The organism is Nocardia tenerifensis NBRC 101015 (assembly GCF_000308715.1).
In the GTDB taxonomy this organism is placed as follows: domain Bacteria; phylum Actinomycetota; class Actinomycetes; order Mycobacteriales; family Mycobacteriaceae; genus Nocardia; species Nocardia tenerifensis.
The window spans coordinates 1-23,332 of record NZ_BAGH01000350.1 but is presented as its reverse complement, the minus strand read 5'-3'; the positions used below and the strand labels follow the sequence as shown (position 1 = coordinate 23,332).

26 protein-coding genes are annotated in these 23,332 nt (G+C 68.1%); 11 read left to right on the top strand and 15 right to left on the bottom strand.

Translation table 11 applies throughout. The features are described from left to right. Positions 1 to 137 precede the first annotated feature (137 nt). The 3 genes from ON39_RS27405 to ON39_RS27395 all read left to right on the top strand — a co-directional run bounded on the left by ON39_RS27405 (position 138) and on the right by ON39_RS27395 (position 2,929). On the top strand, positions 138 to 674 hold the full coding sequence (locus tag ON39_RS27405; protein WP_246002775.1) for a hypothetical protein: 537 nt from the start codon (positions 138 to 140) through the stop codon (positions 672 to 674). Positions 675 to 792: 118 nt separating this feature from the next. After that, entirely contained in the window at positions 793 to 1,944 is a 1,152-nt protein-coding gene (locus ON39_RS27400; RefSeq protein WP_040738737.1) for a class I SAM-dependent methyltransferase, read from the top strand. Positions 1,945 to 2,068: 124 nt separating this feature from the next. Next, on the top strand, positions 2,069 to 2,929 hold the full coding sequence (locus ON39_RS27395; protein WP_040738735.1) for a Bax inhibitor-1/YccA family protein: 861 nt from the start codon (positions 2,069 to 2,071) through the stop codon (positions 2,927 to 2,929). A 79-nt stretch (positions 2,930 to 3,008) separates the two neighbouring features. On the opposite strand, the gene ON39_RS27390 is transcribed toward ON39_RS27395, so the two are convergent. From ON39_RS27390 to ON39_RS27380, 3 genes are read right to left on the bottom strand one after another with little or no spacing between them, the layout of a single operon-like run. Beyond that, positions 3,009 to 4,229: an acetyl-CoA C-acetyltransferase gene (locus tag ON39_RS27390; RefSeq protein ID WP_040738733.1), complete on the bottom strand. Its 1,221-nt coding sequence runs from the start codon at positions 4,227 to 4,229 to the stop codon at positions 3,009 to 3,011. Positions 4,230 to 4,269: 40 nt separating this feature from the next. Then, the gene (locus tag ON39_RS27385; RefSeq protein ID WP_085998272.1) at positions 4,270 to 5,124 is read right to left on the bottom strand and encodes an SGNH/GDSL hydrolase family protein; all 855 of its coding nucleotides are present in this window, start codon (positions 5,122 to 5,124) and stop codon (positions 4,270 to 4,272) included. A 55-nt stretch (positions 5,125 to 5,179) separates the two neighbouring features. Further along, positions 5,180 to 5,659: a hypothetical protein gene (locus tag ON39_RS27380; RefSeq protein WP_040738730.1), complete on the bottom strand. Its 480-nt coding sequence runs from the start codon at positions 5,657 to 5,659 to the stop codon at positions 5,180 to 5,182. Positions 5,660 to 5,768: 109 nt separating this feature from the next. On the opposite strand from ON39_RS27380, the gene ON39_RS27375 reads away from it, so the two are divergent. After that, a complete protein-coding gene (locus ON39_RS27375; RefSeq protein WP_040738759.1) occupies positions 5,769 to 7,160 on the top strand; it encodes a cystathionine beta-synthase in 1,392 nt (463 codons plus the stop codon). 61 nt (positions 7,161 to 7,221) lie between these two features. Here ON39_RS27375 and ON39_RS27370 read toward each other — a convergent pair whose 3' ends face one another. Together ON39_RS27370 and ON39_RS27365 are read right to left on the bottom strand one after the other, a co-directional pair. Continuing rightward, positions 7,222 to 8,037, bottom strand: a complete 816-nt coding sequence (locus ON39_RS27370) for a DUF72 domain-containing protein (protein WP_040738728.1) — start codon at positions 8,035 to 8,037, stop codon at positions 7,222 to 7,224. A 19-nt stretch (positions 8,038 to 8,056) separates the two neighbouring features. Continuing rightward, positions 8,057 to 9,445: a purine-cytosine permease family protein gene (locus ON39_RS27365; RefSeq protein ID WP_040738726.1), complete on the bottom strand. Its 1,389-nt coding sequence runs from the start codon at positions 9,443 to 9,445 to the stop codon at positions 8,057 to 8,059. A 358-nt stretch (positions 9,446 to 9,803) separates the two neighbouring features. On the opposite strand from ON39_RS27365, the gene ON39_RS27360 reads away from it, so the two are divergent. Beyond that, entirely contained in the window at positions 9,804 to 10,937 is a 1,134-nt protein-coding gene (locus ON39_RS27360) for an AbrB family transcriptional regulator (RefSeq protein WP_083894717.1), read from the top strand. A 14-nt stretch (positions 10,938 to 10,951) separates the two neighbouring features. Here the strand turns inward: ON39_RS27360 and ON39_RS27355 are convergent, their stop codons facing one another. Beyond that, positions 10,952 to 11,392, bottom strand: a complete 441-nt coding sequence (locus ON39_RS27355) for a hypothetical protein (RefSeq protein WP_040738723.1) — start codon at positions 11,390 to 11,392, stop codon at positions 10,952 to 10,954. A gap of 435 nt (positions 11,393 to 11,827) precedes the next feature. On the opposite strand from ON39_RS27355, the gene ON39_RS27350 reads away from it, so the two are divergent. After that, positions 11,828 to 12,691, top strand: coding sequence for a mechanosensitive ion channel family protein (locus ON39_RS27350; protein ID WP_083894719.1), 864 nt, complete (start codon positions 11,828 to 11,830; stop codon positions 12,689 to 12,691). 97 nt (positions 12,692 to 12,788) lie between these two features. Here the strand turns inward: ON39_RS27350 and ON39_RS27345 are convergent, their stop codons facing one another. Further along, positions 12,789 to 13,157, bottom strand: a complete 369-nt coding sequence (locus ON39_RS27345) for a DUF6401 family natural product biosynthesis protein (RefSeq protein ID WP_040738720.1) — start codon at positions 13,155 to 13,157, stop codon at positions 12,789 to 12,791. 190 nt (positions 13,158 to 13,347) lie between these two features. After that, a complete protein-coding gene (locus ON39_RS27340; RefSeq protein ID WP_174412567.1) occupies positions 13,348 to 14,523 on the bottom strand; it encodes an acyl-CoA dehydrogenase family protein in 1,176 nt (391 codons plus the stop codon). Positions 14,524 to 14,776: 253 nt separating this feature from the next. On the opposite strand from ON39_RS27340, the gene ON39_RS27335 reads away from it, so the two are divergent. Continuing rightward, positions 14,777 to 15,922 carry a cystathionine gamma-synthase gene (locus ON39_RS27335; RefSeq protein WP_040738718.1) on the top strand — a complete coding sequence of 382 codons (1,146 nt, stop codon included), beginning with the start codon at positions 14,777 to 14,779 and terminating at the stop codon, positions 15,920 to 15,922. Positions 15,923 to 16,030: 108 nt separating this feature from the next. Here the strand turns inward: ON39_RS27335 and greA are convergent, their stop codons facing one another. Together greA and ON39_RS27325 are read right to left on the bottom strand one after the other, a co-directional pair. Next, entirely contained in the window at positions 16,031 to 16,525 is a 495-nt protein-coding gene (greA, locus tag ON39_RS27330) for a transcription elongation factor GreA (RefSeq protein WP_040738717.1), read from the bottom strand. A 301-nt stretch (positions 16,526 to 16,826) separates the two neighbouring features. Further along, on the bottom strand, positions 16,827 to 17,276 hold the full coding sequence (locus ON39_RS27325; protein ID WP_040738716.1) for a DUF4307 domain-containing protein: 450 nt from the start codon (positions 17,274 to 17,276) through the stop codon (positions 16,827 to 16,829). A 119-nt stretch (positions 17,277 to 17,395) separates the two neighbouring features. Between ON39_RS27325 and mca the strand changes: the two genes are divergently transcribed. The 3 genes from mca (at position 17,396) to ON39_RS27310 (ending at position 19,997) form a co-directional block, all read left to right on the top strand. Continuing rightward, the gene (gene mca / locus ON39_RS27320; RefSeq protein WP_040738714.1) at positions 17,396 to 18,262 is read left to right on the top strand and encodes a mycothiol conjugate amidase Mca; all 867 of its coding nucleotides are present in this window, start codon (positions 17,396 to 17,398) and stop codon (positions 18,260 to 18,262) included. Beyond that, entirely contained in the window at positions 18,262 to 18,528 is a 267-nt protein-coding gene (locus tag ON39_RS27315) for a hypothetical protein (RefSeq protein ID WP_040738712.1), read from the top strand. Before mca ends, ON39_RS27315 begins: the two co-directional genes overlap by 1 nt. A gap of 158 nt (positions 18,529 to 18,686) precedes the next feature. Next, positions 18,687 to 19,997 (top strand): FAD-binding oxidoreductase, encoded by a 1,311-nt coding sequence (locus ON39_RS27310; protein ID WP_040738710.1) that lies wholly within the window; start codon positions 18,687 to 18,689, stop codon positions 19,995 to 19,997. Here the strand turns inward: ON39_RS27310 and ON39_RS27305 are convergent. Continuing rightward, the gene (locus tag ON39_RS27305; protein WP_040738709.1) at positions 19,979 to 20,398 is read right to left on the bottom strand and encodes a VOC family protein; all 420 of its coding nucleotides are present in this window, start codon (positions 20,396 to 20,398) and stop codon (positions 19,979 to 19,981) included. The genes ON39_RS27310 and ON39_RS27305 overlap by 19 nt on opposite strands. A gap of 371 nt (positions 20,399 to 20,769) precedes the next feature. Between ON39_RS27305 and ON39_RS27300 the strand changes: the two genes are divergently transcribed. Then, the gene (locus ON39_RS27300; protein WP_040738707.1) at positions 20,770 to 21,348 is read left to right on the top strand and encodes a TIGR03086 family metal-binding protein; all 579 of its coding nucleotides are present in this window, start codon (positions 20,770 to 20,772) and stop codon (positions 21,346 to 21,348) included. A gap of 73 nt (positions 21,349 to 21,421) precedes the next feature. Here ON39_RS27300 and ON39_RS27295 read toward each other — a convergent pair whose 3' ends face one another. From ON39_RS27295 to ON39_RS27280, 4 genes are all read right to left on the bottom strand, one after another. Beyond that, positions 21,422 to 21,607: a hypothetical protein gene (locus ON39_RS27295; protein ID WP_040738706.1), complete on the bottom strand. Its 186-nt coding sequence runs from the start codon at positions 21,605 to 21,607 to the stop codon at positions 21,422 to 21,424. A 277-nt stretch (positions 21,608 to 21,884) separates the two neighbouring features. Then, the gene (locus ON39_RS27290; RefSeq protein WP_040738705.1) at positions 21,885 to 22,448 is read right to left on the bottom strand and encodes a GyrI-like domain-containing protein; all 564 of its coding nucleotides are present in this window, start codon (positions 22,446 to 22,448) and stop codon (positions 21,885 to 21,887) included. Between the two features lie 78 nt (positions 22,449 to 22,526). Continuing rightward, complete coding sequence (locus ON39_RS27285) at positions 22,527 to 22,997, bottom strand: PPOX class F420-dependent oxidoreductase (protein ID WP_040738703.1); 471 nt, start codon at positions 22,995 to 22,997, stop codon at positions 22,527 to 22,529. Positions 22,998 to 23,123: 126 nt separating this feature from the next. Continuing rightward, positions 23,124 to 23,332: hypothetical protein (locus ON39_RS27280; RefSeq protein WP_040738702.1), on the bottom strand; the 209-nt coding region annotated here is incomplete at its 5' end.

The window sequence follows — 23,332 nt, the reverse complement described above, 5'->3', positions numbered from 1 at the left end:
ACTGCCTCGTTGCTGTCGATGACCGAACGCGCATCGCGCGTCATCGATCGATCCGGAGGATCCGAATAACGCTGTCGACCAAGTACTTCCAGCGGGCCGCACGGCCATTCGCCGCTGCGTCGGTCATTCTCGCCGGTTTGCTGACTGCGTGCGGAAGCATCGAGGCCGCGAAGCCGGTTCCCGCGTCGACGCCGATCTCCGCGTCGTCGAGCCCGGCCTCGGCTCCGGGAGTCGCGCCGCAGGGCCGGGATCCGGCCGAGACGCGAGGTTGGCTGAGGGTGTACCGCGGCACCGCGCCGACCGGCGCGAACGACGTCCAGCTCGGCATCGCGGACAATATCGCTGTCGGACAGTACGTTACGGCCGCGGACCATGCGCTCTATCGCTTCGACGCCGACACCGCGGAGCCGTCGGCATCGCACTGCGCGGCCGACTGCGCCACGAAATGGCCGCCGCTGATCGTCCGGCGCGACCAAGCCGTGTACACCGCCGAAATCGACCCGAGTCTCGGCGGCTTCGTCGAACGTGCCGATGGCGCATGCCAAGTCACCATCGCGGGTTGGCCGGTCTATCACCTCGCCACGGACCGGAGGGCGGGTGATCTGCTGGGGCAAGGCGTCGGTGGAGTCTGGCACGCGGTGACTCCGACGGGCGGCGAGGCCGGTGTCAACTGAGTTATATCCATTGTGGCAGTGCGCTTTTGGAGCCAAACGTAAGAGACTGCCTGGTTTGCTGGGGTCGATTTGCCAGGCCCGCTGTGAGCCGAGGGCAACGATCTAGCACACTTGATGCGTGGCAGATATCGAGGACGTACTGAGCCGGCTGCGGCGGTATCCGGATGTGGAGGCCCTGAACCTTTACGCCGTGGACGCCGCCGACCGGCTGATCCTCGACGTCGCCGACGAGGCCCTCGCCACCGTGGATAGCGGAAAGGTAGCCATCCTCGGCGACGCGTATGGGGCCCTGACCATCGGCGCGGTGGCCGCGCACGACCTGCGCGACGTCCGCGTCTATCAGGATCTGCTGACCGGCGAACTGGCCCTGGCCAACAACGCCCGCGCGCTCGGCCTCGCCGACCGCTACACCGCGTATCCGCTCGGCCGCGACCTGCTCGCCGACGTCCGCGTGGTGCTGCTGCGCCTGCCGCGGGCGCTGGCCGGGCTGGCCGAGGTCGCCGACGCCATCGCCCGCCACGCCGACCCCGAGGTGGTCGTGTTCGCGGGCGGGCGGGACAAGTATCTGACCAAGTCGATGAACGACGTTCTGGCCCAATCGTTCTCCGAGGTCCGCGCCAGCCGAGGCCGCCAGAAGTCGCGCACCCTGCTGGTCAGTGGGCCGAAACCGGTCGGCGCGCCGCCGTTTCCGGTCCGCGACCGCCTCGACGACCTCGACATCGACGTGGTCGCCCACGGTGCGGCCTTCTCCGGCGCGAAGCTCGACATCGGCACCCGGTTCCTGCTCGAGCACCTGAAGTGGATGAAACCCGATGCGCGCGAGGCGATCGACCTCGGCTGCGGCACCGGGATACTGGCCGTCGTGCTGGCCAAGGCCAGGCCCGCGCTCAAGGTGCTCGGCACCGATCAGTCCGCCGCCGCGGTGGCCTCGGCCAAGGCGACGGTCGCGGCCAACGGGGTCGCGGAGCGGGTGACCGTGCTGCGCGACGACGCGATGTCCTCGGCCGCCGACAACAGCGCGGACCTGGTGCTGTGCAATCCGCCTTTCCACGTCGGGGCGGCCGTGCACACCGGGTCGGCGATCAAGATGTTCAGCGAGACCGGCCGGGTGCTGCGGCCCGGCGGCGAGCTGTGGACGGTATTCAACTCCCACCTCAACTATCGGGGCGTGATCGAGCGCATGGTCGGGCGCACCGAGGTGGTCGGGCGCAACCGCAAGTTCACGGTCACTCGGTCCGTGCGTGGCCTGCGCGACGCGCAACAGCGGTAGAGTCCGAATTGTCCGCGTCGGCAACTCCCTCGGGAACTCGTGCCGCGCAGTGAACGTTGGACCTAGCAGTTGGTTCTCGAGTGCGAACTCGACGGACAGCGGCAACGACCAGAAAGGGACGCAAGTGCGTAGCACAAGCAATCCGGTTTTCCGAAACCTGCCTCGGCAAGAGGGCAGCGGCTACGCCAACTTCGGTTCCGGCGTGACCGGTGCGGGGCAGATGGGTCAGCAGTTCGGTAATCCCTACGGACCGCAGTACCAGCAGCCGCAGCCATACCAGCAGCCCACCGCCACCCGCGCGATGACCATCGACGACGTGGTGACCAAGACCGCCATCACGCTCGGCGTGCTCGCGCTGTCGGCGATCGTGTCCTACGGGCTGACCAACGCGAACACCTCCCTCGCCCCGCTGTTCGTCATCGGCGGCGGCCTGGTCGGCCTGGTGCTCGTGCTGATCGCGACCTTCGCCAACAAGATGGACAACCCGGTCCTCGTGCTGTCGTACGCGGTGTTCGAGGGTCTGTTCGTCGGCGCGCTGTCGTTCATGTTCACCAACATCGAGTTCGGCGGGGTCGGCGGCAGCGCGATGATCGCGCAGGCCGTGCTCGGCACGTTCGGCGTCTTCGCCGGCATGCTGGTGGTCTACAAGACCGGCGCGATCCGCGTCACGCCGCGCTTCACCCGGATGGTCGTCGGCGCCATGATCGGCGTGCTCGTCCTCGTGATCGGCAACCTGATCGCCAGCTTCTTCATCTCCGGCGGCCTCGGCCTGCGCGACGGCGGCCCGCTCGCCATCGTCTTCAGCCTGGTCGTCATCGCGATCGCCGCGTTCAGCTTCCTGCTCGACTTCGACGCCGCCGACCAGCTGATCCGCGCGCAGGCGCCGGAGAAGGCGGCCTGGGGCGTCGCGCTCGGCCTGACCGTCACCCTGGTCTGGCTGTACGTCGAGATCCTGCGGCTGCTGAGCTACTTCAACAACGACTGACGCTGAGGTTTCTAACCCTTAGCTGAAAAACGGGTGGCCGCCGGTGATTCCGGCGGCCACCCGTTTTTTGTTGCTCAGCTCAGCTGAGACGCTCGATGACCATCGCCATGCCCTGGCCGCCGCCGACGCACATGGTCTCCAGACCGAACTGCTTGTCGTGGGTCTGCAGGTTGTTGATGAGCGTGGTGGTGATCCGGGCGCCCGTCATGCCGAACGGGTGGCCGAGCGCGATGGCGCCGCCGGAGACGTTCAGCTTGTCCTCGTCGATCTTCAGCTCGCGCGCCGAGCCGAGCACCTGCACCGCGAACGCCTCGTTGATCTCGACCAGGTCGATATCGTCGATGGACTTGCCCGCCAGCGCGAGCGCGCGCTTGCACGCCTCGATCGGGCCCAGGCCCATGATCTCGGGGGACAGGCCGGAGACGCCGGTGGACACGATGCGCGCCAGCGGGGTCAGGCCGAGCTCCTTGGCCTTGGTGTCGCTCATGATGACCAGCGCCGCCGCGCCGTCGTTGAGCGGACAGCAGTTGCCCGCGGTGACCGTGCCGTCGGGGCGGAACACCGGCTTCAGCTTGCTGACCGCCTCGTAGGTGACGCCCGCGCGCGGGCCGTCGTCCGTGGACACCACGGAGCCGTCGGGCAGCGTGACCGGGCTGATCTCGCGCTCGAAGAAGCCGTTCTTGATGGCCTCCTCGGCCCGGTTCTGCGACCGGACGCCCCAGCGGTCCTGCTCCTCGCGGGTGATGCCGGTGAAGGTCGCGACGTTCTCCGCGGTCTGGCCCATCGCGATGTAGGCGTCGGGGATCAGGCCGTCCTCGCGCGGATCGTGCCAGGTGCCCGCGCCGCCCTCGGCGGTCTTGGCGGTGCGCGCCTGCGCCTCGGCGAAGAGCTCGTTCTGGGTGTTCGGCCAGCTGTCGGCGGAGCCGTTCTTGTAGCGGGACACGGTCTCGACGCCCGCGGAGATGAAGACGTCACCCTCGCCGGCCTTGATCGCGTGGAAGGCCATCCGGGTGGACTGCAGCGAGGACGCGCAGTAGCGGTGCACGGTGGTGCCCGGCACGAAGTCGTAGCCGAGCTGGACCGCGACGATGCGGGCGATGTTGAAGCCCGACTCGCCGCCGGGGGAACCGCAGCCGAGGATCAGGTCATCGATCTGGGCGGGGTCCAGGGCGGGCACCTTGTCGAGCGCCGCGCGGACGATCTGGGTGGTCAGGTCGTCGGGCCGCATGTCGACCAGCGATCCCTTGGCCGCCCGGCCGATGGGGGAGCGGGCGGTCGAGACGATGACAGCCTCAGGCATGAGGACTCCTTTGTCGGAAGGAACGTGCGAACCGCGCTTGTTACTCGCGGGTTCCTATCGAATCTACGTCGCGCCCCCGGGGATGGGAACCGGGGGTCGGCTCGTCCAGCGCCTCGAGCAGGACCGGAAGTAGTTGCGCCGCCGCGAGTTCATAGCCCGCGGCCGACGGGTGAAAACCGTCGGCGGAGAACAGCAGTTCGGGCCGGGCCCGGAACTCCGGCGCGAGCAGGTAGCCCATCGGCACCGGGCGTCCGCCCGCGGCGGCGGTGGCCACCGTCTGCGCCTTGGCCAGCCGCACGCTCCAGTTGTGCACCACCGTGCGCAGCGGCTGCGGAATCGCCGTCACCGTACCGAGATTGGGGCAGGTGCCGACCACGACCACGCTGTCGGCCCGGTGCAGGCGGGCCACCGCGGCGGCGAGCCTGCGGGCGGAGGCGCGCACCGAGTGCTTCTTGGTGATGTCGTTGGCGCCGATGAGGATGACCGCGGCGTCCGGCGGCGGGCCCGCGACGAACATCGCGTCGACCTGACCGGACAGCCCCTTCGAGGTCGCGCCGGAGATAGCCTTGGTGCTCAAGCGAATTCGCCGGTCGGTGGCGAGGGCGAGGCCGCGGGCCAGGCGCACGCCGGGCACCTCGTCGGCGACCAGGCAGCCGACGCCGGCCGCGGTGGAGTCACCGAAGATCATCAGGTGCAGATCCGCCTGCTTGCCCGCGCGCCACGGCTCCGGGCTCAGGCAGCCCGCCGTGTAGATGCCGTCCGCCTCAGGCGGTTTCGAGGTATCGCGGCCGATCACGCCGCGCGCCGCGCCGGCCTGCGCCATCAACAGCCGCGAAGTCACCCACCACGCGGTGCCCGCCCCGGATCCGGCCAAAACTGTCGCGGCACCGGTCATCGCGGCCGTCCGCCAGCCGATGCGTGGTGCGCTCACACAAGAAAATGTACCGACTTCACGCAGGCGGGGCAGCGGGAGCGGGCACGTCGAACGCGCCGTGCGCGGGGATGCTCGCGTGGTCGGTGGTGACGGTGACCTCGACGTGGCCGGGGCCGGTGTCCTGGAACAGGGCGTACTGGATGCTGCCGTAGAGGCCGGTCACGATGGTGTCGTCGTAGCTGCCCACCGTGCCGGTGGTGGTGTTGCGCCAGGCCACGGTGGTGTGGACCTCGCAGAGGGGAGCGAAGGGGTAGTCGCCGGGGCCGACGCCGCCGACGGGCAGCGCGCGCATATTGATGATGGCCCGGCCCGGCCATGCCGGGTTGACGTCGGCCCAGGTACGGATGGTCGTCCAGCACAGGCCGCCGTAGGCGAGCGTCGGGACCTGCGGGAACTCGACGGTGACCGCGTTCGCCTGCGCGCCTGGTCCGACCAGCGCGGCCACCGCCGCTCCGGCCAGAACAACGCCGGCTCGGGCGATGTTCGGCTGCTTCATGGTTCGGATCCTAAAGGGGGGTTTGCTGGATTCCCGGTTTGTCGCCGCTGACGGGTTTGTGCGTGGCGTGCGCGAACTCACACGGAGTCCATCTGGAACTATGGGGCGCATGCGCATCGCCGACCATGTCGTGGACCTCATCGGCAATACGCCGCTGGTCCGGTTGAACTCTGTTGTGGGACCGAACGCCGGACTGGTGGCGGCCAAGATCGAATATTTGAACCCGGGCGGTAGCTCCAAGGACCGGATCGCGGTGAAGATGGTCGACGCCGCCGAGAAGTCCGGGCAGCTACGGCCCGGCGGGACCATCGTCGAGCCCACCTCGGGCAACACCGGCGTCGGCCTCGCCCTGGTCGCCCAGCAGCGCGGCTACCGCTGCGTCTTCGTCTGCCCGGACAAGGTCAGCGAGGACAAGCGCAACGTGCTGCGCGCCTACGGCGCCGAGGTGGTCGTGTGCCCGACCGCGGTCGCGCCGGAGGACCCGGCCAGCTACTACAGTGTGTCCAACCGCCTGGTCGGCGAGATCGACGGCGCGTGGAAGCCGGACCAGTACTCCAATCCCGGCGGCCCGGACAGCCACTACGAGACCACCGGCCCGGAGATCTGGCGCGACACCGAGGGCAAGGTCACCCACTTCATTGCCGGTGTCGGCACCGGCGGCACCATCACCGGCGTCGGCCGTTACCTCAAGGAGGTGTCCGGCGGCAAGGTCAAGATCATTGGCGCTGACCCCGAGGGCTCGGTGTACTCCGGCGGCACCGGGCGGCCGTATCTGGTCGAGGGCGTCGGCGAGGACTTCTGGCCCTCCGCCTACGACCCGGCCGTCCCGGACGAGATCATCGCGGTCTCCGACGCCGACTCCTTCGACATGACCCGCCGCCTGGCCCGCGAGGAGGGCCTGCTGGTCGGCGGCTCGTGCGGCATGGCGGTGGTCGCCGCGATCGAGGTCGCCAAGCGCGACCCCGACGCGGTCGTCGTCGTGCTGCTGCCGGACGGCGGGCGCGGCTACCTGTCGAAGATCTTCAACGATCAGTGGATGAGCTCCTACGGCTTCCTGCGCGAGCGCCTCGACGGCAGCACGGTCGAGCCGTTGGTCGGCGACGTGCTGCGCGGCAAGTCCGGCGAGCTGCCCGACCTGGTGCACACCCATCCGTCGGAGACCCTGCGCGACGCCATCGAGATCCTGCGCGAGTACGGCGTTTCGCAGATGCCCGTGGTCGGCGCGGAGCCCCCGGTGATGGCGGGCGAGGTCGCGGGCAGCGTCTCCGAGCGCGACCTGCTCTCGGCGGTGTTCGAAGGCCGTGCGCACCTGACGGACTCGGTCGGCAAGCACATGAGTCCGTCGTTCCCGCTGATCGGCGCGGGCGAGCCGATCTCCGCCGCGACCAAGGCGCTCTCGGACACCGACGCGCTGATGGTGGTCGAGGAGGGCAAGCCTGTCGGCGTGATCACCCGGCACGATCTGCTCGGGTTCCTGAGCGTGGGGACGTTGGGGCACTGAGGTTTTCGCACACTCTCTGATTCCCGCACCGAAAAGCGCATGCGAATCTCGGTGCGGGAAATCAAGGGGTGTGTTCGAGGCGTGCGCGCAGGGCGAGCGCGTCGCGCGGGGCCATGACCTTCGCGTCGTTGTCGAAGTAGCAGTACACGTCGTGGTCGGTGGACCATCCGCGAATCTTGGCCGCCCACATGTCCAGTCCCTCGTCGGTGTAGCCGCTGACGTACAGCTCCTCGTGGCCGTGCAGGCGGATGTAGACGAAATCCGCGGTGACCTCTTCGAGCAACGGGAATTTGCCTGCGGTGTCCGCGACGACGAGGGCGATCTCGTGTTTGGTGAGCAGATCGGTGAATTCGGGTGTGACGAAGCTCGGGTGGCGGATCTCCAGCGCGTGCCGCAGCGGCCGCACGGCGTCGGTGCTCGTATAGGACGGATCCACGCGGTGATCGTGCCGTTTCGCGACGTCGGCGGCGGCCTCGGTGTCGCGGGGCAGGCGGGTGAAGAAGTCGTCGAGCAGGTCCGGGTCGAACTGGAAGTTGGGCGGCAGCTGCCACAGGACGGGGCCGAGCTTGGGGCCGAGGGCGAGCAGGCCCGAGGCGAGGAAGTTCGCGAGCAACTCGTCGCCGTCGCGCAGCCGCTTCATGTGCGTGATGAATCTGCTGCCCTTCACCGCGAACACGAAGTCGTCCGGTGTCTGGCTCGCCCAGTTCTGATAGCTCGACGGGCGCTGCAACGAGTAGAACGAGCCGTTGATCTCGACGCTGTTGAGCTGCCGGGACAGGTACTCGAGCTCGCGCTTCTGCGTCACGCCCTTGGGATAGAAGACCCCGCGCCATGGCGGATACACCCATCCCGATGTGCCGATCCGGATCTCGCCCATCACTCCATCGTGGCAGTCGCTAAGCGGATTCGCCCCCGGCCACGCGATCTCGCCACAGCGTCGAGATCCGCCCGACGACCCACGCGACCAGCAGCGCCGCGAGGAACGACAGCAGCGACGCGCTCATCCACGCCTGCTTGGTGAAGTGCAGCTGCTCCTGCACGTCCACCCAGAAGTCGGTCCACACCCCCGCGTCGCCCGGATTGATGAGCTGATACAGCGAGAGCCCGGCCAGCCACGCCAGGATCATTCCCCAGCGCGGCGGCGCGTCGTCGGCGGTGTTCCACTCGCCCCTGGCACGCAGGAAGAAGTCGGCGACGAGCACGCCGAGCAGCGGCACGAACACCGAACCGATCAGGCCGAGGAAGCCGAAGTAGTTCGCCATGTTCAGCCGCAGCGCCAGCAGCGTGATCAGCAGGCCGAGGCCGATCGAGAGAACCCGCCGGTCCAGGCGCGGCGCGAGATTCTGGATCGAGACGGCCGTGGAGTACACATTGGCGAAGGACTGATCGGCCTCGCGCAGCACGAACACGAAGAAGAACAGCCCGCCGAGACTGACCTGGAGAAACGGCGAGTACTGGCCGTCGCCGGTCGCGCGGGCCAACGCGAACAGGCCGAGCGTGTAGGCCACGATCTGGGTGAGCGCGTAGGCCCCGCTCGCCGCGCCGAACGCCGTGCCGGTGCGACGCGAATGGCGGGTGTAGTCGGCGGCGACCGGCACCCAGGAGATGGACACCGCGAGCGCCGCGTCGGTGGCGATCCAGAAGAGGTTCCAGTCCGCGCCGAACGGCCCGCCGCCGTGCGGGCCGGGGTTGGCCGACAGATCCGGCAGGCCGGTGCGGAAGAACTGGATGTAGAACCAGATCAGCGCGAGCACAACGCCGGCCGTGACGAAGCGGCGCAGCATCCGCACCGAGCCGAGCGGCCAGATCGTCAGGGCGGTGGTGAGCACCCCGGCGGCCACCACGTACAGCCAGTGCGGGCCGCCGCCGAACAGCTCGTCGGCCGCGTCGCCGATCACGATCAGTTCGAAGGTGCCCCAGCCGATCAGCTGCGCGATATTCAAAACCGTTGGCAGATAACTGAGTTTCGCGCCGAACAGGCCGCGCAGCAGGACCATCGCCGGCTTGCCCGTCTTGGCTCCGGGGATGGCGGCGAGGCCGAGCATCAGCCCGCCGACGACCGTCCCGACGATCATCGCGAGAATGCCCGCGGCGATGGAGATCTGCGGCGCGCCGTCGGAGTTCGGCGCGAGCACGGTGTACGCGCCGGAGAAGGCGATGAGGCTGACGCCCAGATTCGCCCAGAACGCGCTCTGGTCCCAGAAGGAGAGCACCTTCGGGGCGGGCTCGTCGAGGGTGAAGGGGGCCTCGTGCCGTTCGGAATTGTGCAGGGTCGAGGAGGACATGCCCGAAACGCTCTTCCTACGCCGGCATTACCCGGACAGGTTCAGGCGGTCGGCGAAGCGTGGGGTCCGCCCTCTCAGCCCGGCCTTGCCCGAGCTCCCGCGGTGGGGGTGGTTCGGGCGAATAGTACCCGTCCGACCCTGCGATCCGCACGGCCTCGGTGCTCGAACAATCATGAGCTGCAAGTTCGCTCGTTTTTGCTACCGTTGAGATGGATTAGCTTTCGAGGGCTCGTGCGACTTAGGAAATGTCCGCTCTGAACAGGTAATTGCGTCGCTGCGGCCGGGATCACACCGTCCGTCGACCGCGATAACGGTGCCTTTACTGATTGTTCATTAGCTGCGGCAAGGATTACTAGGCATGACGCGCAGGCAAGTGATCGAGTGGATGGCTTTGCTGGCGTCGGTGCTCGCGGGGGCGGCGTTGCTGGACCAGGTGAGTTTTCCCGCGCCGCAGATGATTCTCGCGATCGTCGTCGGTGGCGCGCTCGCGTTGGCCGGGAAATTGCCAGCGCCCCTGCCCCGGCAGGTGTCCTGCGGTGTGCAGTCCATGCTCGGCGTGCTGATGGGCAGTTATCTGGAGGTCTCGCTGCTGTCCGGCATCGGCCTGGCGCTGGTGCCGGTGCTCGCGATCACCGTGGCCACGCTGCTGGTCAGCCTGCTGGTCGCGGTGGTGTTCGCCCGGCTCGCCGGCGTGGAGCTGCCGACCGCGACGCTCGGCCTGCTCGCGGGCGGCTCCGCGGCGGTGGTCGCGGTGGCCGACGAGATGGACGCCGATCCGCGCCGGGTGGCGTTCATGCAGTATCTGCGGGTCGGGTTGATCGCGGTGAGCGCGCCCGCCCTCGGCGCGCTGCTGAGCGACGGCGGCGACGCCCTCGGCGCCGAGCGCGCGGTGCTCGGCGCGTCGGTCACCAACCCCGATCTGCCGTTCTGGATGATCGTCGGCCGCGGCGACCAGGTCGCCGGGCTGTCCATCGCGGTGATGCTGTGCGTGCTCGGCACCAAAGCGGGCAGCCGCCTGGGATTGCCGAGTCCCGCACTGATCGGCCCGATGCTGATGACCGCGCTGCTCACCGCCGTCGGCGTCAGCCACGGATACGCGCCGACCAACCTGTTCAAGGACCTGCTGTTCGTGCTCATCGGCTTCGAGGTCGGCACCCGGTTCACCAAGACCGTGGTCCGCGAGATGGCGCGGATGATCCCCGGCATGACGGTCACCATCGTCGTGCTCTCGGCCATCGTCGCGGGCCTCGCCTTCGCGGTCGCCGCCTTCGTCGACCTCGAGCTGTCCGATATCTACCTGGCCACCACGCCCGGCGGCATCAACGCCGTGCTGGCGACCGCCGAATCGATGGACGCCAACCTCCCGTTGATCACCTGCGTGCAGAGTGTGCGCCTGCTGCTGATGGTGGTGATGCTGCCGGTGCTGGCCAAGGCGATGCGGTGGTTCGCTGCGCGGCGACCCGTCCTGCCGGAGCCCGAGCCTGCGCTCTGAACTCCGGTGAGCGACTACGTCTTTCGTACCGCGCCGAGGATCAGGTCCGTCCATTCGTCGGCCAGTGCGGCGAGCCGATACCACGCCGCGTGCACCCGGACGTCGGAAACGTCCTCCGCGGTGTGCAGCAGATGGCTGGCGTGCGCGTGCGCCGCGGCCATGCGATCGACGGTGGCGCCGAGCGAGCCGGCGCGCAGATGATCGGTGCCGCTGCGACGAGGGAGCTGGGTGCGCACCCAGGCATCGATGGCGGCCACCAATTCGGCTCGGCGGCAATCTATTCCGGCGGCCGCGAGCGGATTCCCGTGGCGCTGCCGGTGCAGGGTGGCCAGCGCGCGGGCCCAGTCGGTCAGCGGGTGCCCGGAGCTCGGATCGTCTGCGCGGCAACCGAAGGCCGCGACCAGTTCCCGTTGATCCGGCAGTGACCCCGCCGCCGCACGATCACGCACGAACATCGCGGGCTCCCAGCGGTCGATGGGTCGCCTCGCGGCGGTGGCCGGGCCACCGATAGACGCGGTCGGCTGACAAGGTTTTCATCGTGCACCTCCGGGTGACGTCAGCGGGAGGCATTGCCCTGATGCCGAATCCGAGATAAGAGTGCGCCGCTTTCCTTGGCGTGTCGGTGACAAGCAGATGGCACCGCGATGACATGTCGTAACAATCTTCTCCGCATCGTGCGCGGGTGGATTGTGAGGTAGACCGACCAGTCCGGAGGTCCCTGAAACGTCGTTACGGCCTCGCCCCACGAATCGATCAATGGCCGCATCGAAAGCTGCAATGTGGCAAATTATCTGCAAACGCAAGGTTCGAGTTATGCGACAGGGGTATAACCGGCTTTGAAGAAGCCTCGGCAAACCGCCATGGCGTAATCGGATAGCGAAGGGATGGGCATGTACACCTCCAGTTTGGCTATCGATTTCCAGAAGGGGTTCTCGGACGCGTGGAGTTCGGTGGCCACGTTCGTGCCCAAGCTGGCCGGATTCATCGTCATCTTGCTCATCGGCTGGATCGTCGCGAAGGTCATCTCGACGATCGTGGACAAGGTGCTCGACCGCCTCGGCTTCGACCGCCTGGTCGAGCGCGGCGGCCTCAAGCAGATGATGTCGCGCAGCCGCTACGACGCCTCGGATCTCCTGGCGAAGCTTGCCTACTACGCCATCCTGCTGATCGCGCTGCAACTCGGCTTCGGGGTCTTCGGGCCGAACCCGGTGAGCGACCTGCTCGACGGCATCGTCTCGTGGCTGCCCAAGGCCGCGGTCGCGATCATCATCGTGGTGATCGCGGGCGCGATCGCGTCCGCGGTGCGTGACCTGGTCGGCAACATGCTCGGCGGCCTGTCCTACGGGGCGATGATCGGCCGCATCGCCGCGGTGTTCATCTGGGGCGTCGGCATCGTCGCCGCGCTGAACCAGATCGGCGTGGCCATGTCGGTCACCATGCCGATCCTGATCACCGTGCTCGCCACCATCGGCGGCATCCTGGTGGTCGGCGTCGGCGGCGGCATGGTCCGCCCGATGCAGCAGCGCTGGGAGAACTGGCTGAGCGGGCTCGAGGAAGAGATGCCCGCGGTCAAGGGTCACGCGGAGGCGTACTCGCGCGGCCGCGAGGACGCCTCGCGCGAGCAGCTGTGGATGGACCAGCAGGCCACGCGTGGCCAGCAGCAGTGGGATCAGGGCGCGATGCAAGGCGGTGGCGCCGCGTACGAGCAGTCGGGTGAGTACATGGGTTACCGCGATCCGGGCGAGCGTCGCTGACGCCCCTCGCACGACGAACGCGTCCGCCGTCGGCTCGAGCCGACGGCGGACGCGTTGTGTGGACGGCCGAATGTCGTTGCTGCCCAGCGGGACCGCCTCAGGCGAACCGGCGCGACGAGTGCAGGCACACGCTCGCCAGGCGCAGCTGCACCCAGTCCGCGTTCGCCCAGCTGTCGAGGTCGCTCGGCGCCGCGCTGACCGTCCCGTGCCCGGCCGCGGCCTCGCGCACGTGATCGAGGAGCCCGCGCGCGTAGCCGGCGAGCAGCACGCTCACCGGAACCCGCGCGGAGCCCTCGACGCCGAGCTCGAGGATGTCGCGCACGGCCGCCGCGTGCTGGTCGAGCGCCGCGGACAGCGCGGGCAGCTCCGCCGCGGCGGCGAGCGCCGGTCCCCCGTGCGTCTTGTGCAGGCGGTTCAATATCTTGCGCGCCGACACTTCGAGCAACGCGGGGCCGAACAGAAACATGGATCCCATGCTAGCAATCGGCGAGTCTTTATAGAACTGTGACGTTTCACCCAGTCCGGATTGCCGGAAAAGTGAAGACCAGCAATTTCACCGCATCGAATAATGTTGCGGCAGAACTGGTTTACGACACCGTCAAATAAATGCGACCGTCCGGTACCGGCGGCCCGGCGAGACCGACCCGCCGACTAGCTCACCGGAAGGCGTTCGCGTCGGTGAGCGCGCGACCGAGCACCAGCTGATGCACCTCCGCCGTGCCCTCGTAAGTGAGCACCGACTCCAGGTTGTTCGCGTGCCGCAACACCGGGTAGTCCAGCGTGATGCCGTTGGCGCCGAGAATCGTGCGGCACTCGCGGGCGATCGCGATGGCCTCCCTGCTGCTGTTCAGCTTCCCCGCGCTCACCTGTTCGGGGGTCACCTCGCCACGATCCTTCAGCCGGCCCAGGTGCAGCGCGAGCAGCTGACCCTTGCCGAGCTCGAGGGCCATGTCCGCCAGCTTCGCCTGGGTGAGCTGGTAGGCGGCCAGCGGCTTGTCGAACACCTCGCGGGTGCGCGCGTACTCGATGGTCGCGGCCAGACAGTCCCTGGCCGCGCCGAGCGCGCCGAAGACGATCCCGAACCGCGCCTCGCTCAGGCAGCCCAGCGGCGCGGCGAGCCCGCGCGACTCGGGCAGCACGGCGTCGGCGGGCAGTCGCACATCGTCGAAGTCCAGCTCGGCCGTCACCGAGGCGCGCAGCGACAACTTGCGGTGCATCTCGCGGGCGCTGAAGCCCGGCGTCCCGGCGGGGACCAGGAAGCCGCGGATCACCTGCCTGCCCTCGTCCTCGGTCTGCGCCCACACCACCGCGACGTCGGCCACCGAGCCGTTGGTGATCCACATCTTCGAGCCGTTGAGCACCCAGTCGGCGCCGTCGCGTTTGGCCCTGGTCCGCATGCCGGCGGGGTTGGAGCCGAAGTCGGGTTCGGTGAGCCCGAAGCAGCCGATCGCGCGGCCCGCCGCCATCTCCGGCAGCCACTGCTGCTTCTGCTCCTCCGAGCCGTACTTGTGGATCGCGGTCATCGCCAGCGATCCCTGCACCGACACCATGCTGCGCACGCCGGAGTCGACGGCCTCGAGTTCCTGGCAGGCCAGGCCGTACATCGTCGCCGACATGCCCGCGCAGCCGTAGCCGTCGAGGTGCATGCCGAGCAGTCCCAGCTCGCCCAGCTGCGGCGCGAGTTCGCGGGCGGGGAAGGTGCCCTCCTCGAACCAGTCCGCGATGTGCGGTCGCAGGCGTTGATTCGCGAAGGTCGCGACGGTATCGCGGATCTCGCGCTCGTCGTCGGACAGCAGGGAGTCGATCGCGAACAGTTCTTCCACAGTCACCATGGGGCTCAGCCTAATTGGCCCGGCCGGAGGTGAGATCGAACTCACTACCCTTCGCCTCCGCAAATATTTCGGCACAACCGCGCTAGCTGTGGAATTAGAACGGCAACTCGCCGAGAACATGTGTGATCTATCCGACTGGTCCCCCTTCGTGGGTGGCCATCCGGACGATCCCGGTCGGGAGCGAGACCGCTTTACGAGCCGGTAGGCCGACCAGGGGGTTGCCGGTCGGTCGCTCCTGATTAGGCTGCTAGGTATGAGTGAGCTGGGGTTCTCCACACGGGCCGTGCACGCCGGATTCGATCCCGATCCGCAGACCGGCGCCGTGAACGTGCCCATCTACGCGAGTTCGACGTTCGCCCAGGACGGGGTCGGCGGCCTACGCGGCGGCTTCGAGTACGCCCGCACCGGCAATCCGACCAGGTCCGCGCTCGAGGCGAACCTCGCCGCGCTCGAATCCGGCGCCTACGGCCGCGCGTTCGCCTCCGGCATGGCCGCCACCGACTGTGCCCTGCGCGCCACGCTGCGCCCCGGTGACCACATCGTCATCCCCGACGACGCCTACGGCGGCACCTTCCGCCTCATCGACAAGGTGTTCAGCCAGTGGGGCATCGAGCACTCGCCGGCGCACGTGTTCGACGTCGACGAGATGCGCGCGGCGATCCGGCCCAACACCAAGCTGGTGTGGGTCGAGACCCCGACCAATCCGCTGCTGAGCATCGGCGACATCCCGGCGCTCGCCGACGTCGCGCACAGCGCGGGCGCGAAGCTGGTGGTGGACAACACCTTCGCCACCCCGTACCTGCAGCAGCCGCTGCTGCTCGGCGCCGACATCGTCACGCACTCCACCACCAAGTACCTCGGCGGGCACTCCGACGTGGTCGGCGGCGCGCTGATCACCAACGACCCCGACCTCGACGCGGCGTTCGCCTTCCTGCAGAACGGCGCGGGCGCGGTGCCCGGTCCGTTCGACGCGTTCCTCACCATGCGCGGCACCAAGACTCTGGCCGTGCGGATGGATCGGCACTGCGACAACGCCGAGACCCTGGCCGAGTTCCTGACCCGGCATCCGGCCATCTCCCAGGTGATCTACCCCGGCCTGCCGGAGCATCCGGGCCACGCCGTGGCCGACAAGCAGATGCGCCGTTTCGGCGGCATGATCTCGGTGCGCCTGCACGGCGGTCCGGACGCGGCCCGCGACTTCTGCTCGCGCACCAAGGTATTCACCCTCGCCGAGTCGCTCGGCGGGGTGGAGTCGCTGATCGAGCATCCGGCCGCGATGACGCACGCGTCCACCGCGGGCTCGCTGCTCGAGGTGCCCGCGGACCTGGTGCGGCTGTCGGTCGGCATCGAGGACGCCGCCGACCTGCTCGCCGATATCGAGCAGGCGCTCGGCGGATAGGAGCCCGCAGACATGACCGAACGGCCGCACCTCGGATTCGGGTGCGGCCGTTCGTGTCTCAGGGCAGGTCGGCCGGGGCGCGGCTGCGCGCCACCGCGGCCGGGAACGTCAGCTGTGGTACGGCTCCGCGCTGACCAGGGTGACCTTCATGGTCTTGCCGTTGGGCAGCGTGTACTCGCGCGTGTCGCCGACCTTGGCGTCGATGAGCGCGCCGCCCAGCGGCGACGCGGGGGAGTAGGTCTCCAGCTTGGAGTCGTTCAGTCCCTCTTCGCGGGTGGCGATGAGGAAGGTCTCGGTGTCCGACTCGTCGCCGTCGTAGTAGACCTTGACGACCGAGCCGGGGAGCGCGACGCCGGACTTGGTCGGCGCGACGCCCACTTTCGCGTTGTTCAGCAGCTCCTGCAGCTGGCGAATGCGCGCCTCCTGCTGGCCCTGCTCCTCGCGCGCGGCGTGGTATCCGCCGTTCTCCTTGAGGTCACCCTCTTCGCGGCGTTCGTTGATCTCGGCAGCGATCACGGGACGATTGGCAATGAGCGCATCGAGTTCGCCCTTGAGCCTGTCGTGCGACTCCGGGGTCAGCCAAGTCACTTGCGTCTCAGTCATCTCGATCACTCCCTAGTAGTTGTTCCCGGCAGGCCGGGATTCCCTGATAACTGCCGCAGTACCCACCCGTGGAGGCGGGCACGCACCAGTCGACGGCTAGAGCGATCCTGGGAAGTTCAACGAACCCCGACAGACCCTGGTTCCGGGCAAAGCTCGTGATCCGGAACAGATAGCGCTGGCCGCCAATGCAGCAAACACGGCTCCGAACCCCGGAACCGTGTATCAGGCCATTTTAGCATGAATCACAAACGTGCAGGTCGGAGTTAATTTCGAGGACAACTGCTGCGGCAAAAAGGTCAAATCACCCTGCTCGAAGATAGCTGGGCACGTCGGAGCTGCAGCCGTAGATGCTGCTGGAGGCGGGCCGCGCGGACGCCTTGACGGTGGTCGTCTGCTCGATCGTGCCGCTGGTAGACGGCTCGATCAGCACCTCGCGGCGGCCGACCTCGACGCTGTCGCGGGCCATCGCGCGCACGAAGCACACCACGGGCCGTGCGGGGTCTTTGCGGGTGACCTTGATCCGGACCGTCACCGTCGCGTCGTCATCGATGGTGTAGCCGAGCTGCTCGGCCTCGATGTCCTTCGGCCCGTACTTCTGGTAGCCGATGAAGGCGACGCCGGCCCCGAGCAGCACCACGACCACGCCGAGGACCAGCGGCAGCCAGCGGCGGCGAACGGGCGGCTTGGTTCCGTACCGGTCGGTTGGCCTGTGGTGGGTCGCCGGAGCCGAGGCGTCGCTTCGATCGGTCACAAGGTCGCTCCCGGGGGGTACGTCGGAACAAAAGTCGGTCGAATGGAACTATAGGGAACGAAGACCAGACACCCGCGAGCGAGAGCGATGGTGAACGAGACGTGAGTGGCCTTCGCCTCATGGCGGTGCATGCCCACCCCGACGATGAATCCAGCAAGGGTGCCGCGACGACCGCCCGGTACGCCGACGAGGGACACGACGTCCTCATCGTGACGCTGACCGGCGGGGAACGCGGCAGCATCCTGAACCCCGCGATGGATACCCCCGGCGTCCTCGACCGGATCGAGGAGATCCGCCGCGAGGAGATGGCCGCCGCGGCGCGCGCGCTCGGCGTGCGTCAGCACTGGCTCGGTTTCGTCGATTCCGGTCTGCCGGAGGGTGATCCGCTGCCGCCGCTGCCCGAGGGCAGTTTCGCGACGGTTCCGCTGGAGGAGGCCACCGAGGCGCTCGTGCGGGTGGTGCGCGAGTTCAAGCCGCACGTGATGACGACCTACGACGAGCTCGGCGGCTACCCGCACCCGGATCACATCCGCTGCCACGAGGTCTCGGTCGCCGCGTTCGAGGCGGCGGGCGACCCGGAGCGGTTCCCCGACGCGGGGGAGCCGTGGACCCCGCTGAAGCTGTACTACGACCACGGCTTCACCGCGCGGCGCATGGAGGTCTTCGCCGAGGAGTACGAGCGGATGGGCGAGCCGTTCCCGCTGCAGGAGTGGCTGGACCGGATGCGCAAGTACGTCCCCGAGCGCGGCGACGTGTTCTCCAGGGTCACCACGCAGATCGACTGCGCCAAGTACTTCCCGCAGCGTGACGACGCTCTGCGCGCGCACGCCACCCAGATCGATCCGAACGGCGCGTTCTTCGCCATCCCGCTCGAGTTGCAGCAGCGGCTCTGGCCGACCGAGGAGTTCGAGCTGGCCAGGTCCAGGGTCGAGACGGTGCTGCCGGAGACCGATCTGTTCGCCGGTATCGAGGACGAGTACCGGTGATGCTGGTCCTGCTCGCCCAGACACCCGGTACCCCGACGGGGCCGGAGTTCGGCAAGGCCTCACCGCTCGGCCTGGTCATCATCCTGATCCTGCTGGCGGGCACGGTGCTGCTGGTCCGGTCGATGAACAAACACCTCAAGAAGCTGCCCGCGACCTTCGAGCCGGATCACCCGGAGCCGGACCAGGAGGCCGACGAGGGGACCGAGCGCGGCATCACGACCAGGCCCGAGGAGGCCGAGACGGACCGCGGGCCCGACAAGACCTGACGTTCGCTGAGCTGTTGCCTGTTACCTTTTCGCGCGCTGTTCCGTCAATGCGGTAGTCGCGGCACGATCCGGAGAGAATCGCCCGAGCATTCGGCGATGGATTTGCTGCTCCGCGTCTGCTTTCGATCACGAACAGCTGCGAGAGTGAGGAATTGGCAATGGCATTCGAGGAACTGCGCGCCGCGCTGCCCGGCCGGGTACAGCTACCGGGGGACGCCGGGTTCGACGAGGCGATCCGGCCGTGGTCGCTGGCGGTGCACCAGCCGGTGGCCGCGGTGGCGCACGCCGAGGACGCCGGTGATGTCGCGGCCGTCGTCGCCTTCGCCGCGAAATCGGGTGTGCAGGTGGTCACGCAACCCACCGGGCACAGCGCCGCAGGCGGCGTCGAGGAGGCGATCCTGCTGCGCACCGGGCGGCTCGACGGCGTGTCGATCGACGCCGAACGCCGGGTCGCCAGGGTGGGCGCCGGCGCGAACTGGGGCCAGGTGCAGGCCGCGGCGGGCGCGCACGGGCTGACCGGTTTGGCGGGCAGCAATCCGGTGGTCGGCGTGACCGGCTACACCCTCGGCGGCGGCCTCAGCTGGTTCAGCCGCAAGTACGGCTGGGCTTCGGATGCTGTGCGCGCCTTCGAGATCGTGGACGCGACCGGTGCCGAGGCCGTGGTCACCGCGTCGAGCGACCCCGAGCTGTTCTGGGCGTTGCGCGGCGGCGGTGGCGATTTCGCCGTCGTGACGGCGATGGAGTTCGAACTGTTCCCCGCGCCCGCCGTGTACGGCGGCCGAATGATGTGGCCCGGCACCAGGACTCGGGCGGTGTTCGAGGCGTTCCAGGAGATCACCGCGTCGGCGCCCGCGGAGTTGACGGTGTGGTTCCACCGGTTCCAGTTCCCCGACGCGCCGCCGATGGTCGCGCTGGACGCCGCGTACCTCGGCGACGCCGAGGCGGGGCGGGAACTGCTGGCGGGGTGGGACGCGATCGAGGGTGCGATGGTGGACAAGCGGGGTGCGCTCTCGGCGGGCAGTCTCGGCGACATCACCGCCGAGCCGACCGATCCGAGTCCAGCGCTCTCGCGGGGTGAGCTGCTGAGCGATCTCGGTGACGCGGTGGTGAAAACCCTTGTGGACGAGCCGGTCTCGCCGCTGGTGAACATTCAGATCCGGCATCTCGGCGGCGCGCTGACCGAAGCCGGCGCCGAGGCGGGCGCGCGCGGTTCGGTCGACGAGCCGTATCTGATGTATGCCATCGGTCTCGGGCTGCCGCACCTCGCCGACGCGGTCAAGGCGCGCAATGTGGAGATCGTCGACGCGATCGGCGGGCATGTCGGCGGGCTGAAGCCGTACACGTTCCTGTCGCCGGGGGAGTCCGCGTCGGCGGCCTTCGACGAGGCGACGTTGGCTCGGCTGCGTGACATCAAGCGGTCGCGCGACCCGAAGTCGGTGATCCGCGCGAACTACCCCGTTCTCGGGTAAGGCTCAGTTTTCCTGGGACCCAACAGATCCCATCGATTGCCCGCGATATCGCGGAAGACCGCGACCTGTCCGTAGGGCTCTTGTCTCGGCTCGGTGAGAAATTCGACGCCGCGCGCCACCATCCGGTGGAACGCGGCGTCGAAATCGTCTACGTGCAGGAAGAATCCGACTCGCCCTGCCGTCTGGTTGCCGACCACGTCGGTCTGTGCCGGGCCGTCCGCCCGGGCCAGTAGTAGACCCGTCTGGGCGCCGGGCGGACGAACGACGACCCATCGCTTGGGGCGCCCGTCGTTGGTCCGCGCGGGGGAGTCTTCGATCAGGTCGAAGCCGAGGGTCTCGGTGAAGAACGCGATCGCGGCGTCGTAATCCTGGACGACGAGGGTGCACAGATCGATTCGCATAGTCATGTCATGGTAAGCGAGTTCGAAATTCGGGAGAATTGACAGGTTTGAACAGCATCCGATCTGGATAGGGAAATCGCCGCTCGATCGGAAATGATTGTCGACTCCACGCCACCCGCATAGGGTGCACTACGGTCACAACCACGCCAGCGCAACGGTTTTCGAACGTTCCTCGGCTGCCATTGCATGCGCACCGGGCGCATTGCACACTGTAGCGAGATGTATTCGGCCCGCACCGGCGCTTAATCCGACGGCCACCGAGAAGCACACCGCTGGCAACCTTATTCGCCGCGATCAGCTTTCGCAACGGCCTCCGAATGTCGCCCGCCTGTGTTACCAATTCAGCCAGACCGCTCGACCGAAGGAAGCTCATGGACAACGTGATCGGACAGATCGACCGTGCTCTCGATGCGACGAGCGTCATCGTCGCCGCCTTGGACGAGGGCTCCATGGCAGCGCCGACGCCGTGCCGCGAGTGGGATGTGCGCACCGTGCTGAACCACATGGTCGGCGGCATGCACATCTACGCGGCCGCGCTGAGCGGCACGGATTCCGGCGCCGATCACGAATCCGACTGGCTCGGCGGCGATCCGCAGGGCGCGTACGCGGCGGCGGCCGAGGTGGATCGGGCGGCCTGGCATCGGCCCGACGCGCTGGACTACACCATCCACATCTCGCTGGGCGCGCTGCCCGCCGCCGCGGCGGCGCTCGTGCATCTCACCGAATTGGTCGTGCACGGCGTCGATCTCGCGGTCGCCATCGACCGGCCGGATCTGGCCGACGACGAGCTGTGTGGCGAACTTCTCGCCACCATGCAGGCCAGGGGCGGCATCGACAAGTTCCGCGGGCCCGGGGTTTTCGATGCCGAGGTGCCCGTAGAGGTGGGGGAGCCCGCGCATCGCAGGCTGCTCGGGTATGTCGGCCGAGAGGTGCTTGCGCGGACGCCCTAGTGTTGGCTGGGCGGGTTCGCCGGCGTTGGCGGCGGATTCGCCGATGCTCTATCGGCGGATTCGCCGGTTGCCGCTAGCGGATTCGCACCACGGTCGAGGCCGCGAGCAGTAGGAGCTCGCGGGCCGCGGCCTGCTGGTAGTCGAGCCGGCCACCGTGGTTGCGGTGCAGGGCATGCTGTTCGGCATGCATCGAGGACGTCGCCGCGCTGATGTCTCGGGCTGCGTCGTCGTTCGGACGTGCGATGGTGAATTTGCGCATGGCAATTCCGCCCTTTCCTTCAGCTGCTGATATATCGACCTATTTCTCAGGCGCCCACCGTATTTCGGGCACGCCTAGGAACGTGTGCCGCGCATCGGTGAGTGCGTGTTCGCGCTCCGGTATTTTTGGTATGCGACGGGCACCGTCGGCTCGTTATCCATCGAGCAGGCGGCTGTAACGATAGCTCCGCCGAATCCGTCGATTCGGACAAAACCACCGTGGTCCGGCGCATCGGGCGCGTTGCGAACTCTATCCGGTCGAATTCGACCGGCGCATCCTATTTTTCGACGATGCGGCGGACCGGGTGGCGCAGGATGGTCTCGAGCCGCGCGGCGTCGGTCCTGCGCGGATCGGAGAGGTAGATCTCGTGATGGCGGCCGTTCATGGTGAGTCCCGCCGCGGCCATGAACGCCTCCATCTTGGCCAGCGTCTCCGGTTCGGTCGCGTACGGACCCACGTGCAGCGCTTGGACGGCGGCGCCCTCCGTGATTCGCTCGAAGGTCGCCCCCTGCACCATGTCCGCGTCGACCGTCTCGGGCATGCGGATGAGCAGCTTCCAGTGCCACTGCTCGCGCGGCACCGTCAGCGGCGGCTCATCGGACTCCACCCACCACAGGCCCTCCAGCTTCGGCACCACGAAATCGTGCCCCGCCGCCTTGGCGAATTTCTTTGCGCCGTAGGCGGATCGGTAGAGCCGCTCGACGGCGTCGGTGTACTCCGGACCGTCCGGTGCTCCCGAACCGGTGACGGTCAGGTAGTCGTAGGCGTCGAACGTGCGCAGGATGGGTTCGGTCGGTGCGCGGTAGTAGTGCTTGTCCGTCTTGGCCAGGTCGAGCTTCATCCTTGTCCTCCAGTCGCGTCGTCGGATGCCAGGCCAGCCTGAACGTTCCTGCGACTGGAGAGTCAAGCTGCGACAAAGCTATTCGAGAGACTCCGCCAGCTCCGGCGGGAAGCCGCCCGTGGCGATCGGGCCCCAGCGGTCGATGTGGATGCGGATCAGCGACTTGTTCTGGCGGGCCATCGCCGCGCGGTACTCGTCCCAGTCGGGATGCTCGCCGGAGATGCCGCGGAAGTAGTCCACCAGCCCGTCCAAAGCCGTTGGCATGTCTAGGACTTCGGCGTGACCGTCCACCTGGACGTAGGGGCCGTTCCAGTCGTCGGAGAGCACGCATATCGACACTCGCGGTTCACGGCGGGCGTTGCGGGTCTTGGCCCGGGTCGGGTAGGTCGCGATGGCGAGGCGGTTCTGCGAGTCGAGACCGCAAGTCACCGGGGACAGTTGGGGCGTGCCGTCGGCGCGTGTGGTGACCAACACACCGCGGTGCCGATGGCGCAGAAACTCCAGTAGCGCGGACAGTTCGACCTGGTCGGCAGTGGCGATTCGAGGCATCCCACCATCCTGTCATCCCGCGAGCATCGAAGGTGCCAGTAACAAACTGGTCGTTATGTCGATATCTGAGCAGGCGCCGCTGGAAGCGGTCGCCCGTCAGCCAATCGGTGGGGAAATCCCTTGGCATTAAGGAATTTTGAGCATGATGAGCAAGAAGTCCGCGCGCGGTCTCGCGGCGATGGCGTGTGGCGCGGCGATGCTGCTGGCCGGGTGTGACAGCGACTCCTCGAGCGCCTCGCCGACTCGGAGCCCCCTGCCGTCTGCGGCGAGCTCTTCGGTGAGCGCGGGTGCGCCCGCGCCGAACGCCACCGCCGCGCCCGCACCCGCACCCGCAC